This is a genomic window from Psychrobacillus sp. MER TA 171, from assembly GCF_023713305.1.
Classification (GTDB): Bacteria; Bacillota; Bacilli; order Bacillales_A; family Planococcaceae; genus Psychrobacillus.
This window is the reverse complement of record NZ_JAMAWN010000009.1, coordinates 113,018-130,880: the sequence shown is the minus strand read 5'-3', so window position 1 is coordinate 130,880 and position 17,863 is coordinate 113,018. Positions and strand designations below refer to the sequence as shown.

Sequence of the window (17,863 nt, the reverse complement as noted above, 5' to 3'; positions counted from 1 at the left end):
GGTGCAGTATTTTGGAAAACTCATACAATCATATCTTTCTACACGTGCTACCAGCTTTAGAGAGCAAAAAGAGTGAATTTAAAGTTTATCAGTACGAAACAGTAACAGAACAAGATATTTGGAAGTATTGTGTGGAAAAGAAATGGAGGAAGCTAGATGTTCTTTCCTTATCTCTTCATCAGATTGTCAATGACGTTCTTTCTATTACACCAGCAGAGTATATGACCTACGAGCAAATTCAAAACTCTCGAACATCCAATTGGTTTGCAGACATTAACCAAGAGGAATTACAAGTCTTATTAAATCCTCAAAATGAGAAAAAATAAGCAAACAGTCATTTGACAGTAAGGGGCATCGTGTTTCATAATAAATGTGTTGCATTTTTTTGGAATTGAAATAGATGGAATATTCTATTTCATAATTGTTTTAGCAATAGTCTTTCTGACGAAGGAAGTCTGTGGTTATTCTTAGGAGGAAGTACATATGAAAACAAGAGGACGCATAGTTGCGTTTTTACTGCTTCTTGTAATTTTTGCAGGGACAATAAGCCCAACAGTTGGCGGAGTTTTAAATAATATTAAATTAGGGCTAGATTTACAAGGTGGCTTTGAAGTCCTGTATCAAGTTGAAGAACTACAGGATGGACAAGAAATTACAGATGAAATAGTAGCAGATACGGCGTCAGCATTAACTAGCCGTATTGATGTACTTGGTGTAAGTGAGCCAAGTATTCAGATTGAGAACGACCATAGAATAAGGGTTCAGCTCGCAGGAGTTGAAGACCAAGAGTCAGCTAGGGAACTACTTTCTACACAAGCTAATCTAACGTTCAGGGACTCAGAAGATAATATAATGCTAGATGGTATGGACCTTAAAGAGGGAGGCGCTAATCCTGCGTTTAACCAACAAGGACAGCCAATTGTTACATTAGAGCTAAAAGATGCAAATAAGTTTGCAGAGATAACGGAGCAAATAGCAGCTAGACCTGCACCAGACAATGTGTTAGTCATCTGGTTAGATTTTGAAGAAGGCGTAGATTCCTATGCTGCCGAGGTATTAAAGGAAGAACACAAATTCATTTCTGATCCGCGAGTATCTCAGCGAATTAGCTCTGAAAGCGTGGAAATATCGGGTGCCTTTTCAGTAGAGGAAACAAAAGATCTTTCAGGTATATTAAACGCTGGGGCTTTACCAGTTAAACTTACAGAAATTTTCTCGACGTCAGTTGGAGCACAATTTGGTGAGCAAGCATTAGACAGCACGATTCTTGCAAGTATTATCGGTGTTGCAGCTATCTTCCTATTTATGATTTTCTATTACCGCTTACCGGGCGCTATAGCAGTCATTTCGTTAGTCGTGTATATCTTCTTAATCTTAGTAATATTCGATTGGATTAATGGAGTTCTAACTCTTCCAGGTATTGCAGCCATTGTTCTCGGAGTAGGTATGGCAGTGGATGCCAACATCTTAACCTATGAACGAATAAGAGAAGAGCTAAGAGTTGGTAATTCGGTAAAAAAATCATTTGAAGCTGGAGCGAAATCTTCCTTCTCGGCGATTTTTGATGCGAATGTCACCACCCTTTTAGCGGCAGTTGTATTATTCTATTTTGGTACAAGCTCTGTTAAAGGGTTCGCTACGCTTTTAATTATTAGTATTCTAGTTGTATTTATAACAGCAGTTTTTGCTTCTCGTATTCTTTTAGGATTGCTAGTTCATAGCGGTTACTTAGACAATAAGCCAGGCTGGTTTGGAATTTCGAAAAAACGTATACACCCTCCAGAAGAGGAAATTGATACGTTAGATTTAACTACAAAATTTGATCGAGTAGATTTTGTTCACAATAGAAAAATTTATTATACAGCGTCTATTATATTGACAGTAGCTGGAATTGTCATCTTGAGTGTATTTAAGCTAAATCTAGGAATTGATTTCTCCTCTGGTACACGTGTCCAAATAGACTCCACAACACCGTTGACTCAAAGTATCGTTACCGAGAAGTTGGATACTATTGGATTGTCTTCTGAAGATATCGTCATTTCAGGTGACAATAGCGAAGGAGCAGTAGTCCGTTATAAAGATGAATTTACTCAAGAAGAGATTAAAAATTTAAAAGCAGATATTAAGGAACAATTTGGAGCAGAGCCACAAGTAAGTACAGTTTCACCTACGGTAGGAAAGGAACTTGCTGCCAACGCAATGAAGGCGATGCTATTTGCAGCAATTGGGATTATAATTTACGTTGCTTTCCGGTTTGAGTGGCGTATGGGTGTAGCTGCCATTGCATCCTTAATCCATGATGTCTTCCTAATGGTAGCCATTTTTAGTATTTTACGTTTAGAAGTAGATATTACCTTTATCGCAGCTATATTAACGATAGTAGGTTATTCGATAAATGATACAATTGTAACGTTTGATAGAATTAGGGAAAATCTCCATCGTAGTAAAACTATTACTACCGAAGAAGAACTTGCTTCTATAGTTAACAAGTCACTTCGACAAACTTTAGGGCGTTCAGTTAATACTGTATTGACTGTGGTACTTGTAGTAGTAGCATTATTATTGTTTGGTGCAGAAGGTATACGAAACTTCTCTATTGCACTGTTAATTGGATTATTAGCAGGAACATATTCATCTCTATTTATCGCAACTCAAATCTGGTTTGATCTGAAAGCTAGAGAGCTACGTAAAACAGGCGGTATTAAAGTAGATAAAGAAGAGAAAAAATGGGGTTCAGATGAGCCAGTAGTATAATGAAACAAAATAAGGGGACGGGGTATTTTATACTCCGCCTCTTTTTTCTTTGCAGTAATATATACAACCTTTCTTGTTTTATACGTTATAATAACTAATAAGGAAGTGAAGAAAAATGATACAATCACAAAAAAGATGGAGAATATCTAGGCCCAATGACGAATTAGTTAATACGTTCGAAAAAGAGCTAACCATACCTCGCGTTTGTGCGAAAGTATTAGTCTCTAGGGGTTTTAATAGTGTAGAGGATGCTAAAAACTTTTTATATATAACGGAAGAACATATACATGACCCATTTCTCTTTGAAGGAATGGAGAAATTAGTAGAAAGAGTACATCAAGCAATAGATGTTGATGAAAAAATCATGATTTACGGCGATTACGATGCAGACGGAATAACAAGTACTACTGTCATGATGAAAACATTGGAGGCCCTTGGTGCCGATGTTATTTTTAAGATTCCTAACAGATTTATAGACGGCTATGGACCAAGTGAGCGTTTATTCCAACAAGCTTTTGATGAAGGTGTCAAACTTATCATTACAGTCGACAATGGGATATCAGGGATTCAACAGATTCAGTTTGCAAAAGACTTAGGGATGGATGTCATTGTTACGGATCACCATGAACCAGGAGATGTGCTTCCAGCAGCAGATGTTATCATACACCCTGGTTTAAAAGATACAAGATATCCTTTTTCTCATTTAGCAGGCGTAGGAGTAGCTTTTAAAGTTGCTCATGCATTACTTGGTGAAATACCTAAAGACTTGTTTTATTTAGTGGCTATTGGTACAATTGCTGACCTTGTATCGGTTAAGGGAGAAAATCGATACTTCGTCCAAGAAGGTATTAAGCAAATGAGAAAAACTACCAACATAGCGATAGAAGCATTAGCAAATGTCAGTGGTGTAGAAATAAACACGATCAATGAAGAAACGATAGGTTTTATGTTCGGACCTCGTATTAATGCTGTAGGTCGACTTGGTGAAGCAGCACCTGGCGTTGAGTTATTCATAACGGAAGATTCGAATCGAGCACTTGCGCTTGCCAACATGCTAAATGATAAAAATAAGGAAAGACAAGCTATCGTGAAGCAAATCACAGATGAAGCGGTGGAAATTCTAGAGCAAAACCATACTATCGAGGGTCCTAGTGTCATCGTAGTTGGTAAGGAAGGGTGGAACCCTGGTGTTTTAGGAATTGTGGCTTCGAAATTAGTAGAGAAATATTATCGTCCAACAATTGTTCTTGGATTTGATCCGGACAAGCAAATTGCTAAAGGCTCTGCGCGCAGTATAGAAGGCTTCCATATGTACAATGAACTAGCTAAGAATAGTGATATTGTTTCTCATTTTGGTGGTCACCCGATGGCGGCAGGTATGACGTTTCCGCTTGAACATGTAGATGAGTTTAGAGAAAGGCTCAATGAGCAGGCAAGAGAATGCTTAACAGAGGAACAGTTAATACCTGTAGTATCGATAGACGTACCATTAGAAATGGATGAAATTTCTACCGAGTCTATACAGTCCATTCAACGTCTATCTCCATTTGGAATGGGTTTTGCTAAGCCAGTGTATTGTATCGAGAATATACAAGTAAACTCAGTTAAAAAAATTGGATCTGCTCAAAATCATGTTAAAATGGAGCTCATGCAGGGAGCAATCTTGTTAGATGCGGTAGGTTTTGGAAAAGGAGAGCTAGCTGATGAGATAGCACCAGCTACAAAGTTATCTTTTATAGGGGACTTGCAAATTAACGAGTGGAATGGTCGAAAGAAACCCCAGCTTATGATTCAGGATGCTAGAACAAATGAGTGGCAGTTGTTTGATATACGTGGTGTGAGACAAGTGAATAGATGGTTACCAACCATTCCCGTTTCTCAGACTGTTTTTATGTGTTTTAACAAGGAATCTATTTCTCATTTTGAATCAGTTGTTTCTGAAAATATATGGTCATGGGATAGCTTGATAAAAGAAAAAGTCAAAGCAAACTGTTTATGTCTCTTAGATTTGCCTGAAGATGAAGAGCAATTAATGAACTTATTACAATACCACGATTGGAAAAGAATCTATGCTCACTTTTTTGCATCGGAGTCGACTTACTTTGAGGGCTTACCTACGCGAGAACAGTTTAAATGGTACTTTTCTTTCCTTTCAAAAAGAAAAACGTTTGCTCTCAAACAGCATATACAACAGCTATCCAAGCACACTGGCTGGAGCCAAAATACAATTAATTTTATGTCAAAGGTGTTTTTTGAGCTAGATTTTGTTAGAATAGAGGGTGGCACATTGGTGTTGAATGAAAATCTACCTAAAAGAGATTTATCGGAAGCACCAATCTATCAACAGCGTACAAAGCAAATTGATTTAGAGCAGAAGCTATTGTACGCACCATATAAAGAGCTGAAACAATGGTTTGAAGAGCGAAAAGCAGTACAAACCGTTCCTGAGGAGGAGCAAAAATGGATTTAAAGAAATATGTTACAATAGTAGAGGACTGGCCTAAACCAGGTATTCGTTTCAAGGATATTACAACAATTATGGATAATGGAGAAGCATATAAATATGCTACTGACCAAATTGTGGAATATGCCAAAGAAGTGGGTGTAGATATAATCGTTGGACCAGAAGCACGTGGATTTATCATTGGATGTCCAGTTGCTTATGCTTTAGGCATAGGTTTCGCACCAGTTCGTAAGGAAGGCAAGCTTCCTCGGGAAGTGATCCGTGCAGAGTACGGATTAGAATACGGGAAAGATGTTTTGACAATGCATAAAGATGCTGTTAAACCAGGGCAACGTGTACTAATTGTAGATGACTTGTTAGCTACAGGTGGTACAATAGAGGCTACTATCAAATTAGTAGAGGAACTTGGTGGTGTAGTAGTAGGTTGTGCATTCTTAATCGAATTGACTTATTTAGATGGACGTGACAAGCTTAAGGACTATAACATCCGTACGTTAATGCAATACTAATATTCTTCTTTCTTTATGGACACAAATTGTGCATAATAAGAAAGTAATTGACTATACAAGATAAGGGTGGACTTTACAAGTCCCTCTTTTTTTTTATAAAATATAGCTTATATACTATTTTTGAAAAATAACGAAATCAGGTGAGTTAACATGGCAAAAGATCAGGTGAAGACAGCAGAAGATGTTTTTGAAACAGTTTCCACTTATATGAATAAAGAACATGTTGACTTCGTTAAGAAAGCATACGAATTGGCAGAGCATGCTCATAGAGAACAATTCCGTAATTCGGGGGAGCCATATATTCTACATCCCATACAAGTAGCAGGAATTCTTGCTGATCTTCAAATGGATCCCGAGACTGTTGCCGCTGGTTTTCTACATGATGTTGTAGAGGACACTGAATATACACGAGAAGATATTGTTCGTGAATTTAACGAAGAGGTTGCCCTGCTAGTAGAAGGGGTAACGAAATTAGGTAAAATTAAATATATGTCTAAAGAAGAACAGCAGGCTGAAAATCATCGGAAGATGTTTATAGCTATGGCACAGGATATCCGAATTATCTTGATTAAGCTTGCTGACCGTTTACATAATATGCGTACATTAAAGCATTTACCTGAGGAAAAACAACGACGTATATCTAACGAAACGTTAGAGATTTTTGCACCTCTTGCCCACAGACTAGGGATTTCAGCAGTGAAATGGGAGCTAGAGGATACGGCATTACGTTATTTAAATCCACAGCAATATTATCGAATTGTTAATTTTATGAAGAAGAAGCGTACAGAGCGAGAGCTTTACTTAACGGATGTTATGGATGATATAAGAAATCAGCTGGATGAAATGGAAGTAGGAGCAGATATATCTGGGAGACCGAAGCATATTTACAGTATATATCGCAAAATGGTCGTTCAAAACAAGCAGTTCAATGAAATCTATGACTTATTAGCAATGCGAATCATTGTAAATAGTATTAAGGATTGCTACGCAGTTTTAGGGGTTATTCATACACTTTGGAAGCCAATGCCTGGACGATTTAAAGACTATATCGCTATGCCTAAGCAAAATATGTACCAATCCCTCCACACTACGGTAATCGGACCTAACGGAGAGCCATTAGAGGTTCAGATTCGCACTGAGGAAATGCACAATATAGCTGAATATGGGGTTGCCGCGCATTGGGCTTACAAAGAGGGCAAAAAGGTAGAGGCAGGTAAGCAAAACGTTGATTCCAAGCTTACTTGGTTTAGAGAAATCTTAGAATTTCAGCAAGAGTCATCAAATGCTGAAGAATTTATGGAATCCCTCAAATTCGATTTGTTTTCAGATATGGTGTACGTATTCACTCCAAAAGGTGATGTAATTGAGCTTCCCGCCAGCTCTGTTCCAATAGATTTTGCGTATCGAGTCCACTCGGAGGTCGGTAACAAAACGATTGGCGCTAAAGTGAACGGAAAAATGGTGCCGCTGGATACCAAGCTGCAAACAGGAGATATTATTGAAGTTCTTACGTCTAAACAATCGTTTGGACCGAGCAGGGACTGGATAAAAATTGCTCAATCATCACAGGCAAAAAACAAAATTAAGCAATTCTTTAAAAAACAGCTCAGAGAAGAAAATGTAATAAAAGGTAAAGAAGCTGTTGAAAAAGAAATAAAAGCTCAAGAGTTTGATATAAAGGAAGTTCTTACTTCTGAGAACATTAAAAGAGTATGCGAAAAATACGCTTTTGCCGGGGAAGAAGACTTATATGCAGCTGTCGGCTTTAGTGGAATAACTGCGCAGCAGGTAGTAAACCGTTTAGCGGAAAAAATGCGCAAAATTCGTGACCAAGAAGAGGCGCTTGAAAAGATTAATACTGAAATGCAAACGCCTACGATTAAGAAAACAACAGAATCTGGCGTTGTAGTAAAAGGTATCGATAATCTACTTATTCGTCTTTCCCGCTGCTGTAGTCCTGTACCAGGGGATGCAATTGTTGGATTTATAACGAAAGGTAGAGGGGTATCTGTTCATCGAGCGGATTGTCCAAATGTTCAAAATGATGATGCGCATTCGCGTATTATTGAGGTTGAATGGGAACAATCAGATAGTCCTTCGAAAAAGGAATATCAGGTAGATATCGAAGTGTCTGCTTTTGATCGGACAGGCTTACTAAACGAAGTACTCCAAGTAGTAAACGAATCTAAAACCAATATAGTTGCAGTTAGTGGCAAATCAGATAATGATATAGCTTCCATTCATCTGTCTATTCTAATTTCTAATATTGCACATCTACACAAAGTTGTGGATCGAATTAAACAGCTATCAGATGTCTATTCTGTTCAGCGTATTATTAACTAATGCAAACTATAAACTGAATTTAGTTAAAGGGAGTAAATTTAGATGAAAGTAGTTCTACAAAGATGCAAAAATGCAAAAGTAACAGTAGACGGTGAAATTACTGGTCAGATAGATCATGGATATATGTTATTAGTAGGAATTACAACTACAGATACGGAAAAAGAAGTCGATTATTTAGTAGAGAAAATAGCGGGACTACGGTTATTTGAGGATCAAGATGGTAAGATGAACCATTCCATTCAAGAAATGAATGGTTCCATTCTTTCTGTCTCTCAATTTACACTTTATGCAGATACAAAAAGAGGAAGACGTCCTAGTTTTATAGAAGCTGCTAGACCAGAACAAGCTAAGCCACTTTGGGAGCTTTTCAATAGCAAGTTACAGGCAAAGGAAATCCAAGTGGAAACTGGGATTTTTGGAGCCATGATGGATGTTACATTCACTAATGATGGCCCTGTGACTATCGTGCTTGAGGCTTAGTCTTAAAAGCAAGACTGGAATAAATTCTAATTTATATTAGCTTTGTTAAAGTTATTGGTTGATTTTGATTAACCATTCTTTTTTATAGTGACTAAACATAAACAAAGGAACTTTTAAATGGCTATTAAGAATATAAACTAGATTATGAAATTGAGGTTGGTGACAGCTTTTAGCTTTCTTTATGCGAGTACATTTATTAGCGCTTTCTCGATGCTAAAGCTGTTCCCATTTATTGATTGGAGCGCCAGACGGCGACTCCTACGGGATGAGTGAGACAGATAAGACATCACAACCATGCGCGTAAGCGATGGGTGATGGCTTATCGCTCACCCCGAGGAAAGCGTCCGGCTGGGGCGAAAAATCAATTCTACTCTCTGATCTAAGTTTTCTTTATATCATAAATCAACTCTACCCTTTAACATAACCTTTATATTAAAAGTCCTGAAAGTTTTACGTACAGTAAAATTTTCAGGACTTATTTTGTTTACTTCATAAATGTTAAAAGACAATTAGCTTGTTAATCATTTCAGTTGACTATCAAAGTAGTCGATAATACCATTATATATTCCATGAGTTGCTTGTTCCCTAAATGCTCGTGTAGTTACATGCTGTTCTTCAGTTGGGTTGCTCAAATATCCTAATTCTATAAGAATAGCAGGCTGCTTATTTTCTCGAAGTACTAAATAGTTACCTGGTTGAACACCACGATTTTTTAAGGAAATCATGTCACCGAGTCCTTTATGAACGTAGTTAGCAAGCTCTTTTTGATGGCTATTCATGTAGTATGTTGTATAGCCTCGTACGGAACTATTATTAATGGCATCGTAATGGAGACTTATGAAAGCATCAGCATTCACTTGATGCGCTATAGAAACTCTTTTACGTAAGTCTACATATTCATCCGATTGTCTGGTCATCCTAACATTAGCACCTGCTGCTTGCAGTTTGGAGGAGAGCAATTCAGCTGTTTTAAGCGTTATATCTTTTTCATCGGTCCCTAAAGCACCAGTTGTCCCACGATCATTTCCACCGTGGCCGGCATCAATTACAATGGTTGCTCCTTTTAGTGTCCCTTTTTTTCTTGTTACTTTTTCTTTCTTTTGCTCTTTCTCTGTTTCTTTTGATGTTTCCGGAGTATTTGTTTCTTCTGAGGAGGATACTACCCAGTTAGCGATATACCCATTTTTTCCATTTCCTAAATCGATTTTAAACCAGTCATTAATTGTCTCAATGACTTTAAATGATTCACCAGCCGCAGCTCTTTTCACTACTTCGCTGTTAGTATTACTCTCAGCGCGGATATTTGTTCCACTATATAGCACAGTAATGGACTCTGATGAAGTGGACTTTGAACTAGATTCTACTGCATTTGTAAAACTACCATAAAAGCTATATAGCCATCCCTTTTTTCCTGTTTCAAGTTCTACTTGAACCCACTGATGGTCCGTAGCAAGCACGTTAAATTGGTCTCCTTTGTTAACTTGACCTATTTTTTTGGAAGATAAGTCAGGTTTAGCACGTACATTTAAAGCATCAACAGAAATAACAAACTTTCTTTCTTTTATGGATGTGGATGGTGCAGGAGTTTTTGTTTCAGTATGATCTACTATCGTCACATATGTATTATTTACCCATCCCTTTTGTCCATTGTAATCAATTTCAACCCATTCATCTTCTGATTGATGTGCAACATACTTTTCACCTTCATTTAATTTACCGATAACGGCGGAAGAAACTGAAGGAGCTGTACGAACGTTTAAATTATTTACTTTGGAGACAATTTGCTTATTCTCTAAACCTTCCGTCTCAATAGTTGCATACCAGCTAGCAACCCAACCAGTAGTATTTTTGTATTTAACTTTTAACCAATCATTTTCTTTTCCGACTACTGTTAGCTTATCATTTTTATGTACTGAACCAATTGTGTCATATGTTAATCCCGGACCACTACGCACCTTTAAAGACGATACACTTACTATAGCCTCTTGTTCTTGAGCTTGAACCTGAATATTAACAAAAGGTATGAAGAGCGTAAATACTAGTAATAATGTTACCAATTTGTGGACTATTTTGTTATTCATTGGATCACCTCTCTCTTTATTGTAAATAGTCTAACAAAAAATTACTACCATTTATTTAAAAAGGTTGACTTATTTCATTTACGTTATTATGATAAAGTATAATTAAAAATTAAAACAAACCATTGACCGAAAAAGTAACTGTTTATCAGGAATGACAAGAGAGGGAAAGACGTGGCTGAAATCTTTCCTACAGACCCTTACAGTGAACAACATTCGAGAGGTTTTTTGTCGAAAGAGTATGCTTTAGTAGGCAAAAACGGATCTGGCCGTTATCCAGCGTTGAGAGGGTTAATTTATTAACCAACTAGGGTGGAACCGCGGAAGCTTAAAAGCTCTCGTCCCTTGCTATATGCAAGGGATGAGGGCTTTTTTTATTTGTATTTGAAGGGAGTCCAACATAATGGATATTAAATTACCAAGAGGAACACAAGACATCTTGCCTGCTGAAACAGCGAAGTGGCAAGTAGTTGAAGAACTTATTAGAGAAGAATGCCGTATGTATCACTATAAAGAGATTAGAACTCCAGTTTTTGAACATACAGAGCTTTTCAAAAGAGGTGTAGGAGATACAACTGATATCGTCCAAAAAGAAATGTACACGTTTCAGGATAGAGGAAATCGTTCACTTACGTTAAGACCTGAAGGAACAGCATCAGTTGTACGGTCATTTGTAGAACATAAGATGTTTGGATATCCTGATCAGCCAGTAAAGCTATATTACATGGGACCTATGTTCCGCTATGAGCGCCAACAAGCTGGTAGATATCGTCAATTTGTTCAATTTGGTATGGAGGCAATCGGTAGTGCTGACCCAGCAATCGATGCTGAAGTAATATCTTTAGCTATGTCGATCTATAAAAAAGCTGGTTTAAAAAGCTTGAAGCTAGTGATTAACTCACTAGGGGATACAGAAAGTCGAATTGCTCACCGAGAAGCTTTAGTGAACCACTTTGAACCGCATATCGAGGAATTTTGCTCTGATTGCCAAAATAGATTGCAAAAAAATCCACTGCGAATTTTAGACTGTAAGGTAGATCGTAACAATCCTTTGATGGCCACAGCACCATCTTTAACAGATTATTTAAATGAAGAATCTGCAGCATATTTTGAAAAAGTTAAAGAATACTTAACAACGTTAAATATTGAGTTCGAGGTAGATCCTAATTTAGTACGAGGACTAGACTATTATAACCACACTGCATTTGAAATTATGAGTACTGCTGAGGGATTTGGTGCCATCACTACGCTAGCTGGTGGAGGAAGATATAATGGCTTAGTAGCAGAGCTAGGTGGTCCCGATTCTCCGGGTATCGGTTACGCGATGAGCATTGAAAGGCTTCTCCTTGCAATGGAGGCAGAAAAAATTGAGTTTCCAGACCTTACATCGCTAGACGTATACTTAGTTGCAATGGGTGAGGAAGCTAAGAAAAAGGTGACAGAGCTTACCTTTGAGCTTCGTCAAAACAAAATCTCTGCTGATATGGACTATTTAGACCGTAAAGTAAAGGCACAGATGAAATCAGCGGACCGATTAAAAGCAAAAGCAGTAATTGTAATCGGTGAAGATGAACTCGAAGAACAAAGTGTTATGTTAAAAGATTTAACTACCGGGACTCAACAGCTAATACCATTTACATCCTTAATAGATGAAGTGAAAAAATTAACGGAGGCAAAATAATCATGAACAGAACGCATACAAGTGGACAACTTAACGAACAACATATAGGTGAATCGGTTCAACTAATCGGTTGGGTTCAAAAACGAAGAGATTTGGGTGGACTTATTTTCGTTGATGTGAGAGACCGTACTGGTATTGTACAGGTTGTATTTAATCCAGAAATTTCAGAAACTGCTCTACAGGTGGCAAATACGTTAAGAAACGAATTTATCATTGAAATTAAAGGAACTGTCGTTGCACGTGCAGAAAATCAAATAAACCGCAACATCCCTTCTGGTGCAATTGAGGTCCAAGCAAATGAAATCTCCATTATCAATGAAGCAAAAAATCCTCCTTTTTCTATTGAAAATCAAACAGACGCAGGGGAAGATGTTCGTTTAAAATATCGTTATTTAGATTTAAGAAGACCAGTGATGTATGACACATTTAAGATGCGTTCAGATATTACTAAAACAGTTAGACGTTTCTTAGACGATGAAGGATTCCTTGAAGTAGAGACACCAATCCTAACGAAATCTACGCCAGAGGGAGCTCGAGATTACCTAGTACCAAGTCGTGTACATGGAGGAGAGTTTTACGCTTTACCTCAGTCTCCGCAATTATTCAAACAGTTGCTGATGGTTGGAGGATTTGAAAAGTACTATCAAATTGCTCGCTGTTTCCGTGACGAAGATTTACGTGCTGACCGTCAACCAGAATTTACTCAAATTGATATGGAAATGAGCTTCCTGTCTATGGATGACATTCTTGAGATGAATGAGCGGATGATGCAAAAGATCATGAAGGATGTTAAAGGAGTAGATGTTAGCATTCCATTCCCACGAATGGATTATGACGAGGCAATGGCAAGATTCGGATCAGATAAACCAGATGTTCGTTTTGGTTTAGAGTTAACAGATCTTTCAGAGCAAGTGAAGGATAGCTCCTTTAAAGTATTTGCATCTGCAGTAGAAGCCGGCGGCCAGGTAAAAGCTATTAACGTCAAAGGAGCAGCCGATAACTATTCACGTAAAGATATTGATGCCCTTGGAGAATATGCATCTCGCTATGGAGCAAAAGGTCTTGCATGGCTTAAAGTTGACGAGGAAGGCATTAAAGGTCCTATTGCAAAATTCTTTGAAGGTGAAGCAGCAAGTACGCTTATCCAAACTCTAGATGCTGCAGCAGGAGATTTATTACTATTTGTAGCCGACAAGAAATCAGTAGTTGCAGATGCTCTTGGAGCGTTACGCTTGAAGCTTGGTAAAGATTTAAAGCTAATTGATGAAAGTCGTTATGCTTTCCTTTGGGTCGTGAACTGGCCATTATTCGAGTACGATGAAAAAGAAGGACGTTATTATGCAGCCCACCATCCATTTACACGTCCTGCTGACGAAGACCTGCCGTTGATGGAAACAGACCCAAGCCAAGTAAAAGCACAAGCGTATGACCTTGTTTTAAATGGCTATGAGCTAGGTGGCGGATCTCTTCGTATTTATTCAAGAGAAGTACAGGAAAAAATGTTTGAAATTCTTGGATTCTCTGACGAAGAGGCAAAAGCTCAGTTTGGATTCTTAATGGAGGCGTTTGAATATGGTACACCTCCTCACGGTGGAGTAGCATTCGGATTAGACCGTTTAGTTATGCTTCTATCAGGAAGAACAAATCTTCGTGATACAATTGCTTTTCCTAAGACAGCAAGTGCTAGCTGCTTACTGACACAAGCACCAAGCCCAGTAGCAGAAGCTCAACTTGATGAACTACAGTTAAGCTTAAATAAAAAAGAACAATAAATAGTTACCACCTTTTAAGCATGAAATTTATGCTTAAAAGGTGGTTTTTTATTTGTGAGTCACAAAGAGAGAAGTTGGTCTTAATCAGTGGAATTCGCACCTAAAATTAGTGGAAGTGACACCTAAATCATAGCGAGGCGCACGTAATTGGAAGAGAAGTGCAACATAAAGAGGAGAAAGTGACACCTAAAAAGTGAAGTCACAATTAAAAGTAGAGAAGGGATACCTTGAAAACACACGTAATGCTAAAACTCAATAATAATCGGAAGATAACAAAACTAACTAAAATAATTTAAGATGAGGTCACATATACTTTTAAGAGATTATACATAATTGGAAGGATGATTGGAGTTATTGAAAAGGCATTACTCTTTATAATTTTATTAAGACTTGCATCTGGTAGCATTGAAATTACTGCAGCCATGTTTATGCTAAAGTTTAACGACTTAGAAAAAGCATTCTATATTAATTCAATGCTTGCACTAGTAGGGCCTTGCATTTTGATTGTTACGACAGGTATAGGTTTATTGGGATTAGCGGATAAAATATCTATGACTCGAATCGTATGCCTATTCGCAGGTATTTTATTGATTCTGTTTAGTGTAAATTCAAAATGAGTTTATCAAATTATAAGCTAAAAAAACTAGCACATGTTTCCTTCTCAATAGTGAGAATGGAAGTTGGTGCTAATTTTTTTGGGGGATTTATATAAAGTTGTTGCACATAAAAAAACCGATAACTTGAAAGCATTATCGGTTTCATTTTTATATCTTATCTATATTTTAAGCGGGCTTTTTATCTTTTTTTTCTATTTCACTAACTTTAACGAGTTTAAAGACAAGAAACGTGAGTATAATTCCTAAAACACCACAGCCTATATAGAAAGGATTGATATAGTTTTTCATGACTAATGATAGGATAGGTGGTCCTGCTGCTACTCCTAAAAAACGAGCAGAGCTGTAAAAAGAAGAGATGGTGCCCCGTTCTTCTTTTATAATGTTTTCAGTTATAATGGCATCTAAAACAGGAAGAATAGCACCAATTGCGATTCCAAGAATGCTCGAAACAGCGATCAATAAAAAGATACTGTCTTTTACAAAGCCTATAAATACAACGCTTGCTGAGGCCGCGATGAGTGTAATAATCATTAGACGTTTAATTGTTTTCAATTGTCCCTTTATTTTTCTGCCCGTAATAAAAGATGCAATACATAAGAATAATAAAGGAATTGCTAATATAAACCCCTTTTTAACTCCTTTAATATCATGAATCTTCTCCAATATTTCAGATAGATAAAATAGAACCCCAAAAAGAACGAACATCGCATATATTCCATTTAAAAATACCGAGGTTAACCACTTACCTTCAGCTTTAAATGTTTCCTTGACCTTCTTTAAGAATTCCTTAAGTTTATCTGGTTCTTCGTTATCTCCTTTTGGAACTTTAACGAAAAATAATATGAGTATGAAGGCGATGGCGCTAAAAATAGAGATAGAGAAAAATGGGAAGAACCATAGTACAGCAGCAATAGCTGAACCTAAGATAGGGCTTAATACTTTACCAAAGGTATTTGATGTCTCAATCAAACCTAAGGTGGAGCTTGTCTTCTCTGGATCATCTTTAAACAAATCACCTACTAGAGGCAAGACAATCGGCATAGCACCGGCAGCACCCATGCCTTGCAAAACCCTACCAATAATGATCATCATGTAAGGACTGTCCATTTTCCAGGAAGCCATTCCAGCTATAAGACCACCGATCAATGCTAAAAGTAAGCAAGGCAATATAATTTTCTTTCTCCCAAATCGATCAGATAAATAGCCAGCAACTGGAATAAGAATGATGGCAGCAATTGAGTAGCTAGTTATAATCATACTTGATTGAAAAGAACTAATATCTACCTTTTTCTCCAGTATTGGAAGCACGGGAATAAGCATGGAGTTCCCAAGTGTCATCACTAATGGAATCGAAGCTATACTAATAATAGTCATCTTGCTTACGCTAAGATTTTCATCTTTCTTCCCCAACCTACACACCTCAATTTTTATAGAATAAAGGTATGTTCTCCTGAAGGGATTTTTTTATGCATATATTTATAAGAAATGATTTCTCGTTAAAAATTAAAATAAAGAATAGTAAGCCTGAATTCCGAAGTAAATACCAAAACCTATCATGGATATAGAAGAGATGATGGACACAGTTTTTAAAAGAGGAGTAGATAATAATTTTCTAGAACCACTAGAAATAGTGGCCATCGTCAGATCGACAAGTGTAATTCCTAATAAGATAGTAATACTATACAAAATAACCTCAAGCCCTGATAAAGAGCCGCTTGCTCCACCAACAAGTATGGAACCATAAATTCCAAGCCAAAATAAAATAGTCAAAGGATTCAATAGAGCCATAAGTAACCCAGATAGAAAGGAATGTCTCAACCGTACGACTTTTCGATATTTCGCATCCATAGAAATATTATTTACCGTTAACAAGTTTTCAATCCCTGTGTACATGAGGACAAAAAATCCAAAAGACCAAAGAAACGTTTTCATCATTGGATTGTCAATAAACTGTCCGACACCAAAGTACACCATTAACATGTAGAGAATATCAGTTGCTATTGCTCCTAAACCAAAAAACCAAGCATGAAAAAAACCGTTTTTTATGCCAGTGTTCAGTAAGGTCGCCTTTACAGGGCCGATTGGTGCAGCCAGGGATATACCTAATATAAAATAAGTGGTTAGTGAATTCACATAGAGCCCTCCGTTTAATGTCTTGTCTATGTATATTATTCATAGACAAGGATATCTAGGACTAGTTTTATAGAGTATTTTTATCGACGTTTGAAAGTGTGAGAGAAGGGAAGGATAATGGAAGAAAGCTATTATATATGATATATCTACTATCCTTCATGATTCTGAATAGTCAAATAATATCATGGTATATTCATTGAAGTTTTAAAAGGGATATGCTATTATACAAGTAATACGAATCCTGATGTGTTCGCGAAACGCCAATCAGTTTTGACCGAACAATTATATCGTCGGGAGTCTCACTTTTATTGTTAATGACATGCCCTCTAGTTAGGGACTTCAAAGACAATGAAGAGGACACCCACCTGCTCTGTGCGGGTTCAAAACGATAAGCACTATTAGTCGGCACGATTGGGATTCGTCTATTTAAAAAAGTCCCCTGTATTTGCAGGGGACTTTTTTAGTGGAATGAATAATAAATACATTTACTCTTACAAAACTCTATTATATTTTCATAATTTAAAGCATCTAAATGTCATTATTCTTATAAAAATAAACTTTTTTAAAGTTATTGGTTGATTTTGACTGAAAATTCTTTTTTATAGTGACTGTAAACATAAAAAAAGACCGTTCAAATGGCTATTAAGAACATAAATAGATGATGAAATTGGTTGGTTACAGTTTTTCAGCTTTTTTTATGCGATTAAATTGATTAGCACTTTATCGATGCTAAAGCGGTTTCCATTTATTAATTGGAGCTACAGGCGGCGACTCCTACGGGATGAGGGAGACAGATAAGACATCACAACCATGCGCGTAAGCGATGGGTGATGGCTTATCGCTCACCTCGAGGAAAGCGTCCGGCTGGGGCGGAAATCAATTCTACTCTCTGATTTAAGATTTCTTTGCATCATAAATCAACCCTACCCTTTAACATAGCCTAAAATAAACTGGAAATTAGAGTTACTCTAATCCAATCTAGCATTTCCTAACGCTATAAAATTAGTGAATTTAGTAAATACTTTATCTGTG

General features: G+C 37.2%; 12 protein-coding genes, 1 other RNA gene and 1 other annotated feature. Of the genes, 10 read left to right on the top strand and 3 right to left on the bottom strand.

The genetic code is table 11. The features are described from left to right. Nucleotides 1-11: 11 nt before the first annotated feature. From M3627_RS10640 to dtd, 6 genes are all read left to right on the top strand, one after another. Nucleotides 12-326, top strand: coding sequence for a post-transcriptional regulator (locus M3627_RS10640; protein ID WP_169358004.1), 315 nt, complete (start codon nt 12-14; stop codon nt 324-326). Nucleotides 327-483: 157 nt separating this feature from the next. Continuing rightward, entirely contained in the window at nt 484-2,754 is a 2,271-nt protein-coding gene (gene secDF / locus M3627_RS10635; protein WP_169358005.1) for a protein translocase subunit SecDF, read from the top strand. A gap of 115 nt (nt 2,755-2,869) precedes the next feature. Beyond that, the gene (gene recJ, locus M3627_RS10630) at nt 2,870-5,224 is read left to right on the top strand and encodes a single-stranded-DNA-specific exonuclease RecJ (protein WP_169358006.1); all 2,355 of its coding nucleotides are present in this window, start codon (nt 2,870-2,872) and stop codon (nt 5,222-5,224) included. Next, nucleotides 5,215-5,727: an adenine phosphoribosyltransferase gene (locus tag M3627_RS10625; protein WP_169358007.1), complete on the top strand. Its 513-nt coding sequence runs from the start codon at nt 5,215-5,217 to the stop codon at nt 5,725-5,727. Before recJ ends, M3627_RS10625 begins: the two co-directional genes overlap by 10 nt. Nucleotides 5,728-5,877: 150 nt before the next feature. Further along, complete coding sequence (locus tag M3627_RS10620) at nt 5,878-8,070, top strand: RelA/SpoT family protein (protein ID WP_169358008.1); 2,193 nt, start codon at nt 5,878-5,880, stop codon at nt 8,068-8,070. Between the two features lie 42 nt (nt 8,071-8,112). Further along, nucleotides 8,113-8,550: a D-aminoacyl-tRNA deacylase gene (gene dtd, locus M3627_RS10615; protein ID WP_169358009.1), complete on the top strand. Its 438-nt coding sequence runs from the start codon at nt 8,113-8,115 to the stop codon at nt 8,548-8,550. 521 nt (nt 8,551-9,071) lie between these two features. Here dtd and M3627_RS10610 read toward each other — a convergent pair. Continuing rightward, nucleotides 9,072-10,631: an N-acetylmuramoyl-L-alanine amidase family protein gene (locus M3627_RS10610; protein WP_169358010.1), complete on the bottom strand. Its 1,560-nt coding sequence runs from the start codon at nt 10,629-10,631 to the stop codon at nt 9,072-9,074. A 113-nt stretch (nt 10,632-10,744) separates the two neighbouring features. Continuing rightward, nucleotides 10,745-10,977, top strand: a binding site (T-box leader). A gap of 54 nt (nt 10,978-11,031) precedes the next feature. Between M3627_RS10610 and hisS the strand changes: the two genes are divergently transcribed. The 3 genes from hisS (at nt 11,032) to M3627_RS10595 (ending at nt 14,698) form a co-directional block, all read left to right on the top strand. Next, nucleotides 11,032-12,309 carry a histidine--tRNA ligase gene (hisS, locus tag M3627_RS10605; protein ID WP_169358011.1) on the top strand — a complete coding sequence of 426 codons (1,278 nt, stop codon included), beginning with the start codon at nt 11,032-11,034 and terminating at the stop codon, nt 12,307-12,309. Then, entirely contained in the window at nt 12,309-14,081 is a 1,773-nt protein-coding gene (gene aspS, locus M3627_RS10600) for an aspartate--tRNA ligase (protein ID WP_251555621.1), read from the top strand. Before hisS ends, aspS begins: the two co-directional genes overlap by 1 nt. Before the next feature lie 341 nt (nt 14,082-14,422). Then, nucleotides 14,423-14,698: a YqhV family protein gene (locus M3627_RS10595; RefSeq protein ID WP_169358013.1), complete on the top strand. Its 276-nt coding sequence runs from the start codon at nt 14,423-14,425 to the stop codon at nt 14,696-14,698. 165 nt (nt 14,699-14,863) lie between these two features. Here M3627_RS10595 and M3627_RS10590 read toward each other — a convergent pair whose 3' ends face one another. Then, on the bottom strand, nt 14,864-16,072 hold the full coding sequence (locus M3627_RS10590; RefSeq protein ID WP_251555620.1) for an MFS transporter: 1,209 nt from the start codon (nt 16,070-16,072) through the stop codon (nt 14,864-14,866). A 129-nt stretch (nt 16,073-16,201) separates the two neighbouring features. Next, nucleotides 16,202-16,831, bottom strand: a complete 630-nt coding sequence (locus M3627_RS10585) for a LysE family transporter (protein WP_169358014.1) — start codon at nt 16,829-16,831, stop codon at nt 16,202-16,204. 235 nt (nt 16,832-17,066) lie between these two features. Here M3627_RS10585 and ssrS point away from each other — a divergent pair. Beyond that, nucleotides 17,067-17,253: non-coding RNA, 6S RNA (gene ssrS / locus M3627_RS10580), on the top strand. Nucleotides 17,254-17,863 lie beyond the last annotated feature (610 nt).